This window comes from Nocardia vermiculata NBRC 100427 (assembly GCF_001613265.1).
GTDB lineage: Bacteria > Actinomycetota > Actinomycetes > Mycobacteriales > Mycobacteriaceae > Nocardia > Nocardia vermiculata.
The window spans coordinates 101,064-116,337 of sequence record NZ_BDCA01000022.1 but is presented as its reverse complement, the minus strand read 5'-3'; the positions used below and the strand labels follow the sequence as shown (position 1 = coordinate 116,337).

At 67.1% G+C, this 15,274-nt stretch carries 14 protein-coding genes; 7 read left to right on the top strand and 7 right to left on the bottom strand.

Going from position 1 to position 15,274, the window contains the following annotated elements; genetic code table 11:
• Positions 1 to 7: 7 nt before the first annotated feature.
• Positions 8 to 343, top strand: a complete 336-nt coding sequence (locus NV2_RS22320; RefSeq protein WP_067877795.1) for a transglycosylase family protein — start codon at positions 8 to 10, stop codon at positions 341 to 343.
• Positions 344 to 440: 97 nt separating this feature from the next.
• On the opposite strand, the gene NV2_RS22315 is transcribed toward NV2_RS22320, so the two are convergent.
• From NV2_RS22315 to NV2_RS22305, 3 genes are read right to left on the bottom strand one after another with little or no spacing between them, the layout of a single operon-like run.
• Entirely contained in the window at positions 441 to 1,808 is a 1,368-nt protein-coding gene (locus tag NV2_RS22315) for an LLM class flavin-dependent oxidoreductase (RefSeq protein ID WP_281198553.1), read from the bottom strand.
• A 31-nt stretch (positions 1,809 to 1,839) separates the two neighbouring features.
• Positions 1,840 to 2,724 (bottom strand): ABC transporter permease, encoded by an 885-nt coding sequence (locus tag NV2_RS22310; protein ID WP_067877787.1) that lies wholly within the window; start codon positions 2,722 to 2,724, stop codon positions 1,840 to 1,842.
• Complete coding sequence (locus NV2_RS22305) at positions 2,717 to 3,544, bottom strand: ABC transporter ATP-binding protein (RefSeq protein WP_067877784.1); 828 nt, start codon at positions 3,542 to 3,544, stop codon at positions 2,717 to 2,719. The genes NV2_RS22310 and NV2_RS22305 overlap by 8 nt, the downstream gene beginning before the upstream one ends.
• 497 nt (positions 3,545 to 4,041) lie before the next feature.
• Here NV2_RS22305 and NV2_RS22300 point away from each other — a divergent pair, with 497 nt between their 5' ends.
• Positions 4,042 to 4,470, top strand: coding sequence for a hypothetical protein (locus NV2_RS22300; RefSeq protein WP_067877781.1), 429 nt, complete (start codon positions 4,042 to 4,044; stop codon positions 4,468 to 4,470).
• 12 nt (positions 4,471 to 4,482) lie between these two features.
• Here the strand turns inward: NV2_RS22300 and NV2_RS22295 are convergent, their stop codons facing one another.
• Positions 4,483 to 5,184 (bottom strand): TVP38/TMEM64 family protein, encoded by a 702-nt coding sequence (locus tag NV2_RS22295; RefSeq protein WP_067877777.1) that lies wholly within the window; start codon positions 5,182 to 5,184, stop codon positions 4,483 to 4,485.
• Between the two features lie 264 nt (positions 5,185 to 5,448).
• Between NV2_RS22295 and NV2_RS22285 the strand changes: the two genes are divergently transcribed.
• Genes NV2_RS22285 through meaB form a run of 3 tightly spaced genes read left to right on the top strand, consistent with a single transcriptional unit; the run spans position 5,449 to position 10,693 of the window.
• Positions 5,449 to 7,305 (top strand): methylmalonyl-CoA mutase family protein, encoded by a 1,857-nt coding sequence (locus tag NV2_RS22285; RefSeq protein WP_084475268.1) that lies wholly within the window; start codon positions 5,449 to 5,451, stop codon positions 7,303 to 7,305.
• A complete protein-coding gene (scpA, locus tag NV2_RS22280; protein WP_067877768.1) occupies positions 7,305 to 9,566 on the top strand; it encodes a methylmalonyl-CoA mutase in 2,262 nt (753 codons plus the stop codon). The genes NV2_RS22285 and scpA overlap by 1 nt, the downstream gene beginning before the upstream one ends.
• Complete coding sequence (gene meaB / locus NV2_RS22275) at positions 9,563 to 10,693, top strand: methylmalonyl Co-A mutase-associated GTPase MeaB (protein ID WP_084475266.1); 1,131 nt, start codon at positions 9,563 to 9,565, stop codon at positions 10,691 to 10,693. The genes scpA and meaB overlap by 4 nt, the downstream gene beginning before the upstream one ends.
• 5 nt (positions 10,694 to 10,698) lie before the next feature.
• Here meaB and NV2_RS22270 read toward each other — a convergent pair whose 3' ends face one another.
• Positions 10,699 to 11,592, bottom strand: a complete 894-nt coding sequence (locus tag NV2_RS22270; RefSeq protein ID WP_067877766.1) for an amidohydrolase family protein — start codon at positions 11,590 to 11,592, stop codon at positions 10,699 to 10,701.
• Positions 11,589 to 12,623, bottom strand: a complete 1,035-nt coding sequence (locus tag NV2_RS22265) for a nucleoside hydrolase (RefSeq protein WP_067877890.1) — start codon at positions 12,621 to 12,623, stop codon at positions 11,589 to 11,591. The genes NV2_RS22270 and NV2_RS22265 overlap by 4 nt, the downstream gene beginning before the upstream one ends.
• 163 nt (positions 12,624 to 12,786) lie before the next feature.
• On the opposite strand from NV2_RS22265, the gene NV2_RS22260 reads away from it, so the two are divergent.
• Positions 12,787 to 13,248, top strand: coding sequence for a hypothetical protein (locus tag NV2_RS22260; RefSeq protein ID WP_157103022.1), 462 nt, complete (start codon positions 12,787 to 12,789; stop codon positions 13,246 to 13,248).
• 78 nt (positions 13,249 to 13,326) lie between these two features.
• Here the strand turns inward: NV2_RS22260 and NV2_RS22255 are convergent, their stop codons facing one another.
• Positions 13,327 to 14,589, bottom strand: coding sequence for an FAD-dependent monooxygenase (locus NV2_RS22255; protein ID WP_067877760.1), 1,263 nt, complete (start codon positions 14,587 to 14,589; stop codon positions 13,327 to 13,329).
• A gap of 100 nt (positions 14,590 to 14,689) precedes the next feature.
• Here NV2_RS22255 and NV2_RS22250 point away from each other — a divergent pair, with 100 nt between their 5' ends.
• Positions 14,690 to 15,262, top strand: coding sequence for a TetR/AcrR family transcriptional regulator (locus NV2_RS22250; RefSeq protein WP_067877757.1), 573 nt, complete (start codon positions 14,690 to 14,692; stop codon positions 15,260 to 15,262).
• Positions 15,263 to 15,274: the final 12 nt, after the last annotated feature.

Below are 15,274 nucleotides of genomic sequence, written 5' to 3'. Positions count from 1 at the left end.
TACTTACATGTCTCGTAACCGGAAGTTCAGCACTCGCGCACTCGGCTTCGCCGCCGTCGCCGGCGCCATCGTCGCCGTCCCCTTCGGCCTCACCGCCACCGCGTCTGCCGACGGCGGCCACGACTGGGATGCCGTGGCGCAGTGCGAGGCCAGCGGCGACTGGGGCGCCAACACCGGAAACGGCTTCTACGGCGGCCTGCAGTTCACCCAGAGCACCTGGGAGGCCAACGGCGGCTCGGGCAACGCGTCCAACGCCAGCCGGGCCGAGCAGATCCGCGTCGCGGAGAACGTGCTCGCCACCCAGGGTGCCGGCGCGTGGCCGGTCTGCGGCTCGTACCTGTAAGGGTCGCCGGATCGCGGCAGCGCCGCCGCATCCACAGCGTGCAGACAGGGTTCCTCCCGGGTAGTCCGGGAGGAACCCTGTCGTCGTATCCGAGGCCTCAGGCGCCTACGGCGGTCTCGGCCACCGTGAATCTGCTCTCCACCGGCGCCAGATCGTAGTGCCCGCGCAAGGTGTCGGCGGTGTACTCGGTGCGGAAGAGGCCACGGTCCTGCAGAATCGGCACTACTCGGTCCACGAAGTCGGTGAGCCCGCCCGGCAGATACGGCGGCATGATGTTGAAGCCGTCGGCAGCGCCGGATTCGAACCACGCCTGCATATCGTCGGCGATCTGTTCGGGTGTGCCCGCGAGCGTGCGATGGCCCCGGCCACCGCCGAGCTTGCCGATGAGTGTGCGCACGGTCAGTTCCTCACGCGATGCCAGGTCCTTGACCAGTGCGAATCGGGACTTGTGTCCTTCGATGTCGCTTTCGGCCGGCAGTGGCGGCAGCGGCGCGTCGAGCGGATGGTCGGTCAGATCGATCCCGAGTTGCGACGACAACTGCCGCAGTGCGTAATCGGGCGAGATCAGGTCGGTGAACTCCTGTTCGAGCGCCTGGGCCTGCTCGGTGGTGTCGGCGATGAACGGCACCAGGCCCGGTAGTACGACCAGCTCGTCGGGGGCGCGGCCGTATGCGCTCAACCGCGACTTCAGATCCTGGTAGAAAGCTCGCCCGTCCTCGAGGGTGCGCTGTGCGGTGAACACGGCCTCGGCGTAGCGCGCGGCGAATTCCTTACCGCTCTCGGAGGACCCGGCCTGTACCAGCAGCGGACGGCCCTGTGGTCCCCGCGGCGAATTCAGTGGCCCACGCACCCGGAAGCGATCGCCGGCGAAATCGATGGTGTGCACCTTGTCCGGATCGGCGAAGACTCCGCGCTCCGGGTCCAGGACGACGGCCGAGGACTCCCAGCTGTCCCACAATTGCAGTGCCACCTCGACGAATTCGGTGGCGCGCTCATAGCGGTGGGCGTGTTCGGGTATGGCGTCGTAGCCGAAGTTGTGGGCTTCGTCCACGCTGCCGGAGGTGACGATGTTCCATCCGGCCCGCCCGCCGCTGATGTGATCGAGCGAAGCGAATGTGCGGGCCAGGTTGAACGGCTCGTTGTAGCTGGTCGATGCGGTCGCGATCAGGCCGACCTTTTCGGTCACCGCGGCGATCGCCGACAGCAGCGTCACCGGCTCGAACACCGCGTGGCTGTTGCGTTCCACGCGCGGGCCGACGGCGAGATTGTCGGCGAAGAACACCGAATCCAGTTTGCCGCGTTCGGCGATGCGGCCCAGTTCCTGGAAGTGTTTCACGTCGAGCACCCGGGCCTGCTCGGTGCGGGGATGGCGCCAGGCCGCTTCGTGATGGCCGACGCCCATCAGGAAGGCGTTGAGATGGAACGGCTTCCGGGACGTCGATGCGGAGGAGACAGAGTTCGGCACGTGTTTTCCTTGATATCGGTTCGGAGTCGGATCAGCGCGCCGGTGTGGTTCGCCACCGGGAGAACCGGCGCTCGAAGGCGACCAGGACTCCGTTGAAGACCAATCCGACCAGGGAGATCGCGATGATTCCGGCGTACATGTCGGGAATCTGGAAGTTCTGTTGGGTGGCGGTGATCAAGTAGCCCAATCCGGCTCGCGCTCCGACCATCTCGGCGGCGATGAGCACCAGGATCGACGATGACGCCGCCATGCGCAGTCCGGTGAAAATCGACGGCAAGGCAGCCGGCAGGACAACTTTCTGAAACAGTCGTGGCGCCGGAAATCCCAGTGATGCCGCGGATTTGATCAGCAGGGGGTCGACAGTGCGGACGCCGTTGATGGTATTGAGCAGAACAGGAAAGAACGCTGCGTAGATCACCAATGAGACCTTGGATGTCTCGCCGATGCCGAGAATAAGAATGAAAACCGGGAGTAGTGCGAGTGCTGCAGTGTTGCGGAACAATTCGAGAACCGGGTTGATGAAATCGGCGACGGGGCGATACCAGGCGATGGCCACGCCTACGGGTACGGCGGTCACCGTGGCAATCGCGAAGCCGGTCAGGGATCGGCTGAGACTGGCGGACAGGTGTTCTGCCATGCTGCCGTCGCGGATCAGCTCGACGAACGCTTCGACCACCGTGGAGAACGGTGGCAGGAAGACCTTGTCCACCCAGCCCAGGCGCGGGGCGAGCTCCCAGAGCGCGATCAGTACCAGGAAGGCGAGTGCCGGTTTGGCTATCCGCCAGGCGAACCCGGCGGTGGTTCGGACGCCGGCGGCGACCGAGGGGCGCGCCCGGCCGGCGCCGGGGTGTTCGGCACCGGCGCCGCGGTCGTGCCGACCGATGGGATTGTCGGCAATCTGCACGGCGCTAGACATGAGCCGGGTTCCTCTCTGCCGGTGCGGTTTCCAGACTTTGAGCGCGGGCTACCTCGCTCTTCAGCTCGGACCAGATCTGATGGCGGTATTCACGGAAGCGCTCACCGGAGCGGATGTCGGCGTCGGATCGGTCGATATCGATGTCGACGACCGCTTTGACACGACCCGGTCGCGAGGTCAGTACCGCGACTCGTTCGCCGAGGTACACCGCCTCGTCGATGCCGTGCGTGATGAACAGAATCGTCTTGCCGGTGCTGTCCCAGATGCGCAGCAGTTCGTCCTGTAGCGATTCGCGGGTCTGCGCGTCCAGGGCGGCGAACGGCTCGTCCATCAGTAATACCTGCGGGTCGAAAGCCAGACTGCGGGCGATCGCCACCCGCTGTCGCATACCGCCGGACAGTTCGTGCGGGTACCGGTCCCCGAAGCCGGCCAGGCCCACCAATTCCAGATAATGTTCGGCGACGGCGCGGCGCTCGCGGCGCGGCAGTCGCTTTGCTTCCAGGCCGAACTCGATATTGGCCCGGGCGTCGCGCCACGGCAGGAGCGCGTACTGCTGAAAGACGATGCCGCGGTCGAGGCCGGGCTCGGTCACCGGTTCGCCGTCGAGCAGGATCTCACCGGCGGTGCGGGCGCTCAGTCCGACGAGCAGATCGAGCAGGGTCGACTTACCCGAGCCGCTGGGCCCGACCAGTACCAGGAACTCGCCGGTACCCACCTCGAGGGTGATGTCGTCGAGAGCGGTGAAGATCTCCTGCGATCCGCGGATCGGGAACTGTTTGCGGACGCCGTGCAGCGACAATTTGATTTCGGTGCTGCCCATGGGGCGGCCACCACCTCTCCGGACGGCGTCAGCGGGACGGGAGCCGTCGATATACGGATCGAACTGATCGGTCGAGCTGTGGCCGCGACGGCGGTTGCCGGCGCGGCGCTCAGGCCGGACAGATTCCGTGCGGTACGCGCATGAGGTCTACGGCGCGGCGGCGGGTGAGCAGGCGGGCTGTCCCGGTGCGAGCGGGGGAGGTGCTCGAACGGCGGCCACGTGTGGTGGGCATGCATCCTCCTGTCCGGCTCGGATTCGGTACCCAGAACTGTGGTTCACGCGGCGAGCTGCGGCAATGATTACGCGCAGCGAGAGTTGATCGATTGCGTACAAACCAGACTTGTTGGTGTGTTTCCCTGCCGCGGTGGTGACGGAATGGCTACACTCCCTCCTGCGCTGCGGGCCCGGCATCGGATCCGGGGTCGTTCGGTGCGGGGGAATCGCGCAGTGGCGCATCGGTATCGACGGCGGGTGCGGAGAGTAAGGAGTGATGTGGTGTGCGGTCTTCCTCCGGCACGGAGTTCGCGACGCGGCTGAACGTGCTGTTCGACAGGTGGGAGTGCGTGAACGGCGAACGACTGTCGAATTCGGTTGTAGCGCAGCGCTTGACCGCTGCCGGTCATCGGGTGTCCACGCCCTATCTGTCCCAGTTGCGCAGTGGTAAGCGGGACAACCCGTCGCGGGAACTGGTGCGCGGGCTGACCGAGGTGTTCGGCATGGACGGCGATTTCCTCGTGCACGGCTTGCTGCCCACTGCGGCGGGCGACCGGGAGATCGTCGCGCGGTTACGGGACGATCCGTTGCGGAAATTGGCGGCGATCGCGGCCGAATTACCACCCGACGAAGTGGACTATCTCATTCGGATAGCGGACATGTTCCGCGCCGCGGAAGGGTTGCTCAGCGAGCGCGGCACCGCACGGCTGTAACGGCCGGCCGAGTTATCGCAGCGCGGGGTCGGTGGCGAGTTCGCCCTCGGTGGTGGCCGGAGTCGCGAACCGGTCGGCGCCCCACCGCGCATCGACGATCAAGCCGATCACCCCGACGGTGATGCAGATTCCCGACAGTGCCAGCAGTCCGGGACTGGTGCGACCGGTGAGAGCGTCACCGAGGACGACGACGCCGATCGTGCCGGGAACGACACCGAAGAAGGTCGCCGTCAGGTAGGGGGTCATCCGGACCGACGACAGGCCTGCGCAGTAGTTCACCACGGAGAACGGCACCGCGGCGATCAAGCGCAGCGACCCCACCGCGAGCCAGCCCCGCCGGGCCAGCCGTTGATCGACCGCCTGTACCGCGGGATGGGTCAAGTGTGCCGCCACCCGGTCGCGATCCAGGGCGCGCACGAGCAGTAGTGCGAGGGCGGCGCTCAGTGTCGTCGCGGCGACCGCCAGCGTGATCCCCAGGAGTGTGCCGAACAGCAGACCGGCTGCCAGGGTGAACACGGTGCGCGGAAACGGTGCGACGGTGACGACCACGTGGACGGCGAAGAACACCAGTGGGAAGACCGGGCCGACCGAATCGGCCCACTCGCGGATCTGCTGTGGCGCCGGATGCGGTGCCAGCAGACCCGCGGCGACGAGGGCGGCAGCCAGGAGTAACAACGCCACGACCCGCCGATTGCGGAGCAGCCGAAACGTCATTTCCTTTGTCCTGCGCACCGCGACAGGTTACCGATTGGTAGCACCGGCCTGTGCGAAGTGGGCGTGAATGCGGCGATAGCATCGAATGAAGGTTGATGAATGGCCGTTAACCGAAACAGTCGGCGACCTCGATGGTGTGACAGGTCGTGGAGTTGTGAAGCAGGCGCACAACCGGTTGCGAAGACGTTGCGAATAGTTGGGTCCGAGCGTCGGTATCCGGTACAGGTGAAGTGTCGCCGGTCGAGTGGAAGAGGAACAGCAGCGATGCCGATTGGTTCAGATCCGGGCGCGGACACCGTGCCCGGGTACGCCGCATGGCGTAAGGGCGTGGCCGAAGTGCTGGCCAAATCTCGCAAGGTGGAGGCCTCCGAGCTCGGTGACGAGCCGGAGCGGCTGCTCGAGGTCACCAACTACGACGGCGTGACCGTTTCGCCGCTGTACACCCGCCGCGACGAGCTCCCCGAGCCCGCGCTGCCCGGGAGTTTCCCGTTCGTGCGGGGTAACGACGCGACCCGCGACGTGCAGCGCGGCTGGTATGTCAGCGCCCGCTTCGGTGGCGCGGATCCGGCTCGGGTCAACGAAGAGATTCTCGCCGGCCTGGAGAACGGTGTCAGCGCGGTGTGGCTGAACGTGGGCGGTGCCGAGGTACCGGTCGCCGAGGTGCCGACCGCGCTGCGCGGACTGCTGTTCGACCTGGCCCCGGTGACCCTGCAGGCCGGCACCGAGGCCGCGGCCGCTGCCACGCAGGTGTTCGCGGTGCTCGACGGTTACCAAGCCGCCGACCGCTCCGATATCCAGGTCTTCCTCGGTGCTGCGCCCCTGACCAGTCTGTTCGCCGGCCGACCCGACATCGGACTGGACGACACGGTCGAACTGGCCCGCGCCGCTGCGGCGAGGAACGAAACGGTCCGTGCGATCACGGTCGGCGGTGTCGCATTCCATGATGCCGGCGCCTCCGACGCCCAGGAGATCGGCGCCGCGGTTGCTGCCGGCCTGGACTATCTGCGCGAACTGACCGCGGCCGGACTCGATGTCGCCGACGCGCTCGAGCAGATGAGCTTCCGCTTCGCCGCCACCGACGATCAGTTCGAGACCGTCGCCAAGTTCCGGGCCGCGCGGCGGCTGTGGGCCCGGGTGGCCCACGAGCTGGGGGTCCCGGAATTCGGTAATGCGCCACAGCATGCGGTGACCTCGGAGGCGATGCTGAGCCAGCGCGACCCGTGGGTGAACATGCTGCGCACCACCCTGGCGGCATTCGGTGCCGGCGTGGGCGGTGCCGACCTGGTGACGGTGCTGCCGTTCGACGCGGCGCTGCCGACCGGGGAGCTCGACGTGTCTCCGGCCTTCTCGGAACGCATGGCCCGCAATACCCAGTTGCTGCTGCTCGAGGAGTCCCATCTGGGGCATGTGCAGGATCCGGGTGCCGGGTCCTGGCACGTCGAGAGCCTGACCGACGACGTCGCGGGCGCGGCGTGGGCGTTCATGCAGGAGATCGAGCGGGCCGGTGGATACCGCGCGGCCCTCGATTCCGGCCTGCTCGCCGAACGTATCGCCGACACCAAGGCGCGTCGCACCGCCGATATCGCGCATCGCCGCACAGCTGTCACCGGCGTGAACGAATTCCCGAATCTCGCGGAGGAACCGCTGTCGGAGGCGGCACGGGCGCCCTCGACGGTGCGTTACGGCGCGGCCTTCGAGGCGCTGCGTAACCGATCCGACGCCTACCTTGCGGTGCACGGCAAGCGTCCGCGGGCACTGCTGGTTCCGCTGGGCCCGGTGGCCGAGCACAACGTGCGGGTGACCTTCACTGCCAACGTCCTCGCCTCGGGTGGCATCGAAACCGTCAACCCGGGACCGCTGGAGATCGCCGGAATCGGCGACGCCGCCACGGAATCCGAGGCCACGCTGGCCGTCCTGTGTGGCACGGACGCGCGCTACGGTGCCGAGGCCGCGGCTGCGGTGGAGCAGCTGCGCAGCGCGGGCGTCGCCACGGTACTGCTGGCCGGACCGGAAAAGGCTGTCGCCGAGGTGAGCGGCACGCAACGACCCGACGGATTCCTCACCGCCCGCATGGATGCGGTGACGACCCTGTCCGGCCTGCTCGAGAAGCTGGGAGCGTAATGACCACCCGAGATGTGAAACATGTGATCGGTAGTTTCGCCGAGGTTCCCCTCGGTGACGCCGCGGCCGGACAGGCCGGGAGCCCCGACGTGGAGGCCTTCACCGCCGCGTCGGCCGAGGCGAACGGCTACGCCCCCGAACAACTGGTATGGCCGACCCCGGAAGGGATCGATGTCGCGCCCGTGTACACCCGGGCTGATCGCGACGCCGTTGTCGCGCAGGGCTATCCCCTCGACAGCGTGCCCGGCGTGGCGCCGTTCCTGCGTGGCCCGTACCCGACGATGTATGTGAACCAGCCGTGGACGATCCGCCAGTACGCGGGTTTCTCGACCGCCGCCGATTCCAACGCCTTCTACCGCCGGAACCTGCAGGCCGGCCAGAAGGGCCTGTCGGTCGCCTTCGACCTGGCCACGCACCGCGGCTACGACTCCGATCATCCGCGCGTGACCGGTGACGTCGGTATGGCCGGCGTGGCCATCGACTCGATCCTGGACATGCGGGAACTGTTCGATCAGATTCCGCTGGACCAGGTTTCGGTCTCGATGACCATGAACGGCGCGGTGCTGCCGATCCTCGCGCTCTACGTCGTCGCCGCCGAGGAGCAGGGCGTCAAACCCGAACAGCTGGCCGGAACCATTCAGAACGACATTCTGAAGGAGTTCATGGTCCGCAACACCTACATCTATCCGCCGAAACCGTCGATGCGGATCATCTCCGACATCTTCGCCTACACCAGTGCGAAGATGCCGAAATTCAACTCCATCTCCATCTCCGGCTATCACATCCAGGAAGCCGGTGCGACGGCCGACCTGGAGCTGGCCTACACGCTGGCCGACGGCGTGGAGTACATCCGGGCCGGTCTCGACGCGGGCATGGAGATCGACCAGTTCGCGCCGCGGCTGTCGTTCTTCTGGGCCATCGGCATGAACTTCTTCATGGAGGTCGCCAAGCTGCGCGCCGGCCGCCTGCTGTGGAACGAACTGGTTGCGAAGTTCGAGCCCAAGAACCAGAAGTCGTTGTCGTTGCGTACCCACTCGCAGACCTCGGGGTGGTCGCTGACCGCGCAGGACGTGTTCAACAACGTCGCCCGCACCTGTGTGGAGGCGATGGCGGCGACTCAGGGGCACACCCAGTCCCTGCACACCAACGCCCTCGACGAGGCGCTGGCGCTGCCGACCGATTTCTCGGCCCGCATCGCCCGCAACACCCAGCTGCTGCTGCAGCAGGAGTCGGGCACCACGCGCCCGATCGACCCGTGGGGCGGTTCGTACTACGTCGAATGGCTGACCCATCAGCTGGCCGAACGCGCGCGGGCCCATATCGCCGAGGTCGAGGCGCACGGCGGTATGGCGCAGGCGATTTCGGAAGGCATCCCCAAGCTGCGCATCGAGGAGGCCGCCGCCCGCACCCAGGCGCGCATCGATACCGGTGCTCAGCCGGTGATCGGCGTCAACAAGTACCAGGTGACCGAGGACCAGGAGATCGAGGTCCTCAAGGTCGAGAACTCGCGAGTGCGGGCCGAGCAGAACGAGAAGCTGCGCCGGCTGCGTGCCGAACGCGACAGCGCCGAGGTCGAACGGGCGCTGGCGGAGCTCACTCGGGCTGCCGCCTCGTCCGAGGGCGGCATGGACAACAACCTGCTCGCTCTCGCCATCGATGCGGCTCGCGCGAAGGCCACCGTCGGTGAGATCTCCGACGCATTGGAAAAGGTGTACGGCCGTCACCAGGCCGAGATCCGCACCCTGTCGGGTGTCTACCGCGAGGAGGCCGGCAAGGTGACCAACATCAGCAGTGCTATCGCGCTGGTCGAGGAATTCGCCGAGGCGGAGGGCCGCCGCCCCCGCATCCTGGTCGCCAAGATGGGCCAGGACGGTCACGACCGCGGCCAGAAGGTGATCGCCACCGCATTCGCCGACCTGGGGATGGACGTCGATGTGGGTCCGCTTTTCCAGACTCCCGAAGAGGTGGCCCAGCAGGCAGCCGACAACGACGTGCACATCGTCGGTGTCTCCTCGCTGGCAGCGGGCCATCTCACCCTGGTGCCGGCGCTGCGGCAGGCACTGGCCGATGTCGGCCGCCCCGACATCATGGTCATCGTCGGCGGTGTCATTCCGCCCGGTGACTTCGACGATCTGTACGCCGCCGGTGCCGCGGCGATCTTCCCGCCCGGCACTGTGATCGCCGACGCCGCGATCGGCCTGCTGCAGAAGCTGGCCGCCTCGCTCGGCCATGAGATCGGCGGACAAGCAGAGGCGGAATGAGCACCTCCCATCACACCCCGGCGGGCGATCCGTCCGCCGGGGTGGAGCTGCCCGGAACCCAGGCACTGTCGACCGAGCGCGGTCTGCCGCCCGCATTGCGTGTGGCGGGGCCCGGCTCGACCGGTGGCGGCGTCGCACGTCGCAGTATCGATGTGGCGGAGCTGGCGGCAGCGGTGCGCGACAATCAGCGCGCCGCGCTGGCCCGGGCGATCACCCTGGTCGAGTCGACCCGAGCCGACCATCGTGAGGCCGCCCAGCGCCTGCTGCTGGAACTGACCCCCGAGGTCGGCGCCGCCGAATCCAACCGGGTCGGTATCACCGGTGTCCCCGGGGTCGGCAAGTCGACCTTCATCGACACTCTCGGGATGTACCTGATCGGTCAGGGCCATCGGGTCGCGGTACTGGCCGTCGACCCGTCCTCGACTCGCACCGGTGGCTCGATTCTGGGCGACAAAACCCGGATGGCGCGGTTGTCGGTGGAGCGTGAGGCCTACATCCGGCCGTCACCGACGGCCGGAACGCTGGGCGGTGTCGCCAAGGCGACCCGCGAGACGATAGTGCTGCTCGAAGCCGCCGGTTACGACGTGATCCTGGTGGAGACCGTCGGGGTCGGCCAGTCCGAGGTGACGGTCGCCAACATGGTCGACGCGTTCTGCTTTCTGACCTTGGCGCGGACCGGAGATCAACTGCAGGGCATCAAGAAGGGTGTGCTGGAGCTGGCCGATCTGGTGGCGGTGAACAAGGCCGACGGCCGCCACGAGATCGAGGCGCGCACGGCCGCGCGCGAACTACAGGGCGCCATGCGGCTGATCCATCCCCGCGATTCGCTGTGGCGCCCACCGGTTCTCACCATGAGTGGCCTCAATGGCACCGGCTTGGACACCTTCTGGGACACCGTGCTGGAGCACCGGCGCGTGCTGACCGAGGCAGGGGAGTTCGCGGAGAAGCGCCGCCGTCAGCAGGTCGACTGGACCTGGACGATGGTGCACGAACAGCTGCTACGCCGCCTGGCCGACAGTCCCCGGGTGAAAGGTATCCGCGGGCAGATCGAAGACCGGATCCGCGACGGGTCGCTCACGCCGGCACTGGCCGCCGAGGAACTGCTGCGGGCCTTCGACGAGAGCTGAGACGTTCACTCCGGCTCGAGGGCGAACAGGTGTGCCGCGTTGTCGTGGCACACCGCCCGCAGCCAATCCGTACCGAGGTCGAGACGCTCGAGTGCCTGCAGGGCATGCGCGTAGGAATACGGGATGTTCGGGAAGTCGCTGCCGAACAGGATCCGGTCGCCCAGATCGGCCAGACGCGGATACTCGGAGCGCGGGAACGGATCGCGCTCCTCCACGAAGTCGGTGAACGACATCGTCGTATCGAGGTACACCGTGTCGTGCTGCTCGGCGATGTCGAGGAACGCCGAGTATTCCGGAACGCCCATGTGGGCGACGATCAGTCGCAGTCGAGGGAACCTCGCCATCAGTTCGGCGATCGGTTCCGGTCCGGTGAACGTGCCCGGTGCCGGGCCCGACCCGCAGTGGATCAGCACCGGAACGCCGGCGTCGGCGAGCAGGCCCCAGACCTCGGTCAGTAGCGGATCGCCGGGATGGTAGTCACCCACCTGGACGTGGGATTTGAAGATTCGTGCCCCGGACTCGAGTGCCGCGTGCACGTAGCTCGCTGCATGATGTTCGGGGTAGAAGGTGGCGGTATGCAGGCAGTCCGGGGTGCGCGCGGCGAAGTCGGCGGCCCACTCGTTGAGCCACGCCGCCATATCGGGTTTGTGCGGGTACACCAATGAGGTGAACGCGCGCACCCCGAACTCGCGCAGCGTATCCAGGCGCTGCTTCTCGTCGTCGCGGTAGGTGATCGGCCACGGCCGCCCGATCAGCGGGCCGGCGGAATCGAAATAATCCCATACCTTGCGCAGCACGCGATCGGGCATGAAGTGGGTGTGTACGTCGACGATCGCGGGGAGTTCCAACGCATGGCGGAACCGCGCGACCGCCGCCCGGTCGTCGTTGTCGACAGTCATCGGACTCCCTGTGTAACAGCCGGATACAGTGCGGCGGCGAAATCGCCGAGCCGCGCGATCAGATGCTCGAAGAAGGCATCCGGGTCGGTTCCGGTGGCAATGTCGGCGTTCGCGTCGCGTCCCCACATTCCGGAGCGGTCGGCTACGGTCATCGCGCGAGTGAGAGTGCCGGCCAGTTCGACGTCGACGGTGGCCGGGCGGAGTACCGCGCGCTCGGGTTCCAGCGCGACCGCAGCCGCGAACGGATCGTGCATATGGGCAAGATAGCCCTGGCCACACTGCTGATGGAATTCGAAATAGAACCGGACCGCGTCGACGAGGAAGCGCACCACGGGATTGACCGCGGTGGATCGCAGCGCGGGTGGGTCGGCAGGGGAGGGGACGGCCACCGAGTCACCGGCCCGCTCGGCGATGCGAGCCAGATGCTCGGGCACCATCTCGATGGTTTCGGTGACATCGAGACCGCAGACGATCGGCCGCCGGTCCGGCGGCGCCGCGGAGAATGCGTCGAAGACGATTTTCGCCGCCTCCGGGTCCACGTGCACATTCCACTCGGCGACCGGTGTCGTATTCCCCGGATGGCCGAAGGCACCACCCATGATCACCAGCCGGCGCAGCAGCTGTGGCAGCCGGGGCTCCAACTCGAGGGCGAGCGCGAGGTTGGTCAGTGGCCCGGTGCACAGGCCAAATACCTCGCCGGGACGCGACCGTGCGGTGTCCACCCACAGTTGCGCTGCGGAGCGGGACGACAGTGTGCGCGCCGAGGGTGGCAACTCGGCGTATCCGATGCCCTGTGGACCGTGGGTGTCCTCGGTGGTGCGCAGGTCGATCGCCAGGGGCCCGGCGGCACCGAGCCCGACCTCGATATCGGGTGCCCGGCCCAGGTCGAGCAGTGCGAGATTGTTCGCCGCGACCTGTGCCACGGGCACATTGCCGGCCGTCGAGGCGATGGCCGCGATCTCGACGTCCGGGTCCGCCAGCAGATACAGCAGTGCGAGCGCATCGTCGATTCCGGTGTCGACGTCCAGCATGATCGTCCGGGGCACGAGGCGAGCCTATCGACCGGTGCCGCTGCCGCCCCGCCCGCCCCGGAGCGATGGTGCGGGCCCGGATCCTCGCTGTCGGTGCCGTCCGCACGGCCTGTCGACGCGCGAATCGGACACCGGCGGAGTAGTTTCGAGATGTCATGTGCTCGTGTTGTGGGGCCGAGGTGCGGATTTCCGTCGCGGCCAGGGGGTGGTGCCGGTGAAATTCGCGGACCGTCTGAACGACGTCATCGCACGGTGGGAGCAGGCGCACGAGACGCGGCTGACGAACCGGGCGCTGGCCTTCCGGGTGACGCAGGCCGGTCACCCCGTATCGGCTACCTATCTGTCGCAGTTGCGCTCCGGAAACCGGGAGAACCCGTCGGTGGAGCTGGTGGAGACCGTCGCGCGCGTGCTCGCGGTGGAGCTGACCCGATTCAGTGACGGCGGGAGCGAGGATCCGGTCGCCGGTGACGGTGCCCTGGTGTCGACCGTCGAAGATCCGGCCCTGCGGCAGTTGCTGCGGACCGCCGCAGGATTGTCGAGTCCGTCGGTGCGGATGCTGACGGACCTGGCGGGCAAGTTCCGCTTGGCCGAGGGGCTGGTGCCGGGAACGACGGCGGAGCTCTGACCGTCTTCCGAGCCGGTGGATCGGGGTGGACTCCGTATCCGAAGTCCGCCCGTCAGGAGATCCGCTCGGCTCTCGGATTCATCGAGCCGGTTCGGCGTTGTCGGCAGTGGCAGCCGGGTAGGCCGGGAGCTCGTAGTCGTCGGTCTGGCCGAAGAACATCTTCGCCGCTACCGGACGCAGTGCCTTCGACAACATGATCCGGTTCGCGGTTCTGCGCAAGGCGGTACCGAATGCGCTGGGGGACAGCATCATCTTGATTCCGCCGCCCGGCATTTCCTTGGCCTTGTCGAGGAACGGGGTGACCTTGTCCTCGTATCGGCGCAGTGCCGCGGGCACATCGGTGGGGTCGGCCGCGAGCTCACCGGCCAGGATGTAGGCGCCGACGATCGCCATAGCAGTGCCCATACCGGTCATCGGAGAGCCGCAGTAGCCGGCATCGCCCAGTAGCGTCACGCGCCCGGCCGACAGAGTAGGCATGTCGATGCGTGCGAGCTCGTCGAAGTAGAAATCCTGGGCGGTGTCCATGGCTTCCAGGATCGCCGCTGCGTGCCAGCTCGGGTCGGTACCGAGCAGATCACGGATCAGCTGACGCTGGGCGGTGACGTCCCGCCGCAGCGCCGGCTCGGGGTGCCCGAGCAGTGTCAGGATGGCCTTGGACGTGGTCGGATCGAGGTCCGGACGCAGTCCCACCGCCGCATTCGGGATCAACTGCATGGCGAACCAGCCGGGCTCGATTCCCGCCGGAGTGGGCATGGTGAAGAACGAGGCGTATCCGCCGAGGAAGGTGCTGAACTGCTCCTCGGGACCGAAGGCGAGCCGCCGGGTGGCCGAATGGACGCCGTCGGCGCCGATGACGAGGTCGAATCGGCCGGTGCGCCCGGAGGCGAAGGTGACCTCGATTCCGGAGTCGTCGGAGTTGTCGGGGGTCAGGGATTCGATCCTGTCGCCATAGCGGTAGTCCACCTCACCGTCGGCCGCGGCGATCGCGTCGAGCAGCACCTGGTTGAGGTCGCCGCGGGTGATCTCGATGTCGGCGACGATGCCCTTGCCGCCGAAATCCTCCATCGAGACCGACGTATACGACTTGCCGTGTGCATCGATGTAGTCGATGCCACGTTCGTCGAGTCGACGAGCGGTGATGGCGGGCATGAGGCCCATCCGCTCGGCGGCTTCGCGACTGGGACCGCGGAGATCGACCGCTTGTCCTCCCGGGCGGGGAGCCTCGGCACGTTCGACTACGGTGACCCCGATACCGGCCCGGAGCAGTTGCAGCGCAACGGCGTTGCCGGCGATTCCGCCGCCGGATACGAGTACCTGAAGAGGTGTGGAAGCGATGCTCATCGTGAAGTCTCTCTGTGCTGGATCGAACGTCTGAGACAAATGTGCCACAGACTCATACGTTTGTCTAGTACAGGTGTGTGAGACGTTGTAGATTGGAGCTATGGGAAATCGTGAAGACCTACTGACGGGGGCGCGCAAAGCCGTTCTGGAACGAGGCATGGCCAAGGTGACCGCCCGTGATATCGCGAGCGCGGCCGGGGTGAGTCTGGCGGCCATCGGCTACCACTTCGGCACCAAGGATCGCCTGATCTCCGAAGCGATCGCCGAGACCGTCGGCAGCAAGATCGGCGACGGAATGGAGGACGCGATCCGGGATGCGGGGGAGGGGAGGTCCCTGGCGCAATCGCTGGCAGCGACGTGGGACGGTCTGCTCGACGTCATCCAGAAGAACCAGGACGAGTTGCTCTTGAGTGTGGAGAACGGTGTCCGGGTCGCGCGGTCGCCGGAGGCACAGGCCTATATGGCAGAGGCGGCGGACGGGGCATATGCCGAGGTCACCCGCGTGTTGCGGGAGACCTATCCCGACCTGCCGGCCGGCGATGCAGAAGCGGTCGCCAAGGTGTTGTTCCTGTTGTTCTCCGGAACCGGTCTGCAATCACTGATCGCGCCCGCCGGTGCCCCCGTGCTGGGCGATGATGTCGTCCGGGCCGTTCGCGTCCTCGGCCGGGGGTGAGATCGGCGGGAA

Excerpts from the sequence above, each read along its gene's own strand:
- meaB (WP_084475266.1), top strand. The coding sequence starts at position 9,563 with ATGAGCACCTCCCATCACACCCCGGCGGGCGATCCGTCCGCCGGGGTG.
- NV2_RS22285 (WP_084475268.1), top strand. The coding sequence starts at position 5,449 with ATGCCGATTGGTTCAGATCCGGGCGCGGACACCGTGCCCGGGTACGCC.
- NV2_RS22305 (WP_067877784.1), bottom strand. The coding sequence starts at position 3,544 with ATGGGCAGCACCGAAATCAAATTGTCGCTGCACGGCGTCCGCAAACAG.
- NV2_RS22265 (WP_067877890.1), bottom strand. The coding sequence starts at position 12,623 with ATGCTGGACGTCGACACCGGAATCGACGATGCGCTCGCACTGCTGTAT.
- NV2_RS22320 (WP_067877795.1), top strand. The coding sequence starts at position 8 with ATGTCTCGTAACCGGAAGTTCAGCACTCGCGCACTCGGCTTCGCCGCC.
- NV2_RS22270 (WP_067877766.1), bottom strand. The coding sequence starts at position 11,592 with ATGACTGTCGACAACGACGACCGGGCGGCGGTCGCGCGGTTCCGCCAT.
- NV2_RS22250 (WP_067877757.1), top strand. The coding sequence starts at position 14,690 with ATGGGAAATCGTGAAGACCTACTGACGGGGGCGCGCAAAGCCGTTCTG.
- NV2_RS22255 (WP_067877760.1), bottom strand. The coding sequence starts at position 14,589 with ATGAGCATCGCTTCCACACCTCTTCAGGTACTCGTATCCGGCGGCGGA.
- NV2_RS22310 (WP_067877787.1), bottom strand. The coding sequence starts at position 2,724 with ATGTCTAGCGCCGTGCAGATTGCCGACAATCCCATCGGTCGGCACGAC.
- NV2_RS22295 (WP_067877777.1), bottom strand. The coding sequence starts at position 5,184 with ATGACGTTTCGGCTGCTCCGCAATCGGCGGGTCGTGGCGTTGTTACTC.
- scpA (WP_067877768.1), top strand. The coding sequence starts at position 7,305 with ATGACCACCCGAGATGTGAAACATGTGATCGGTAGTTTCGCCGAGGTT.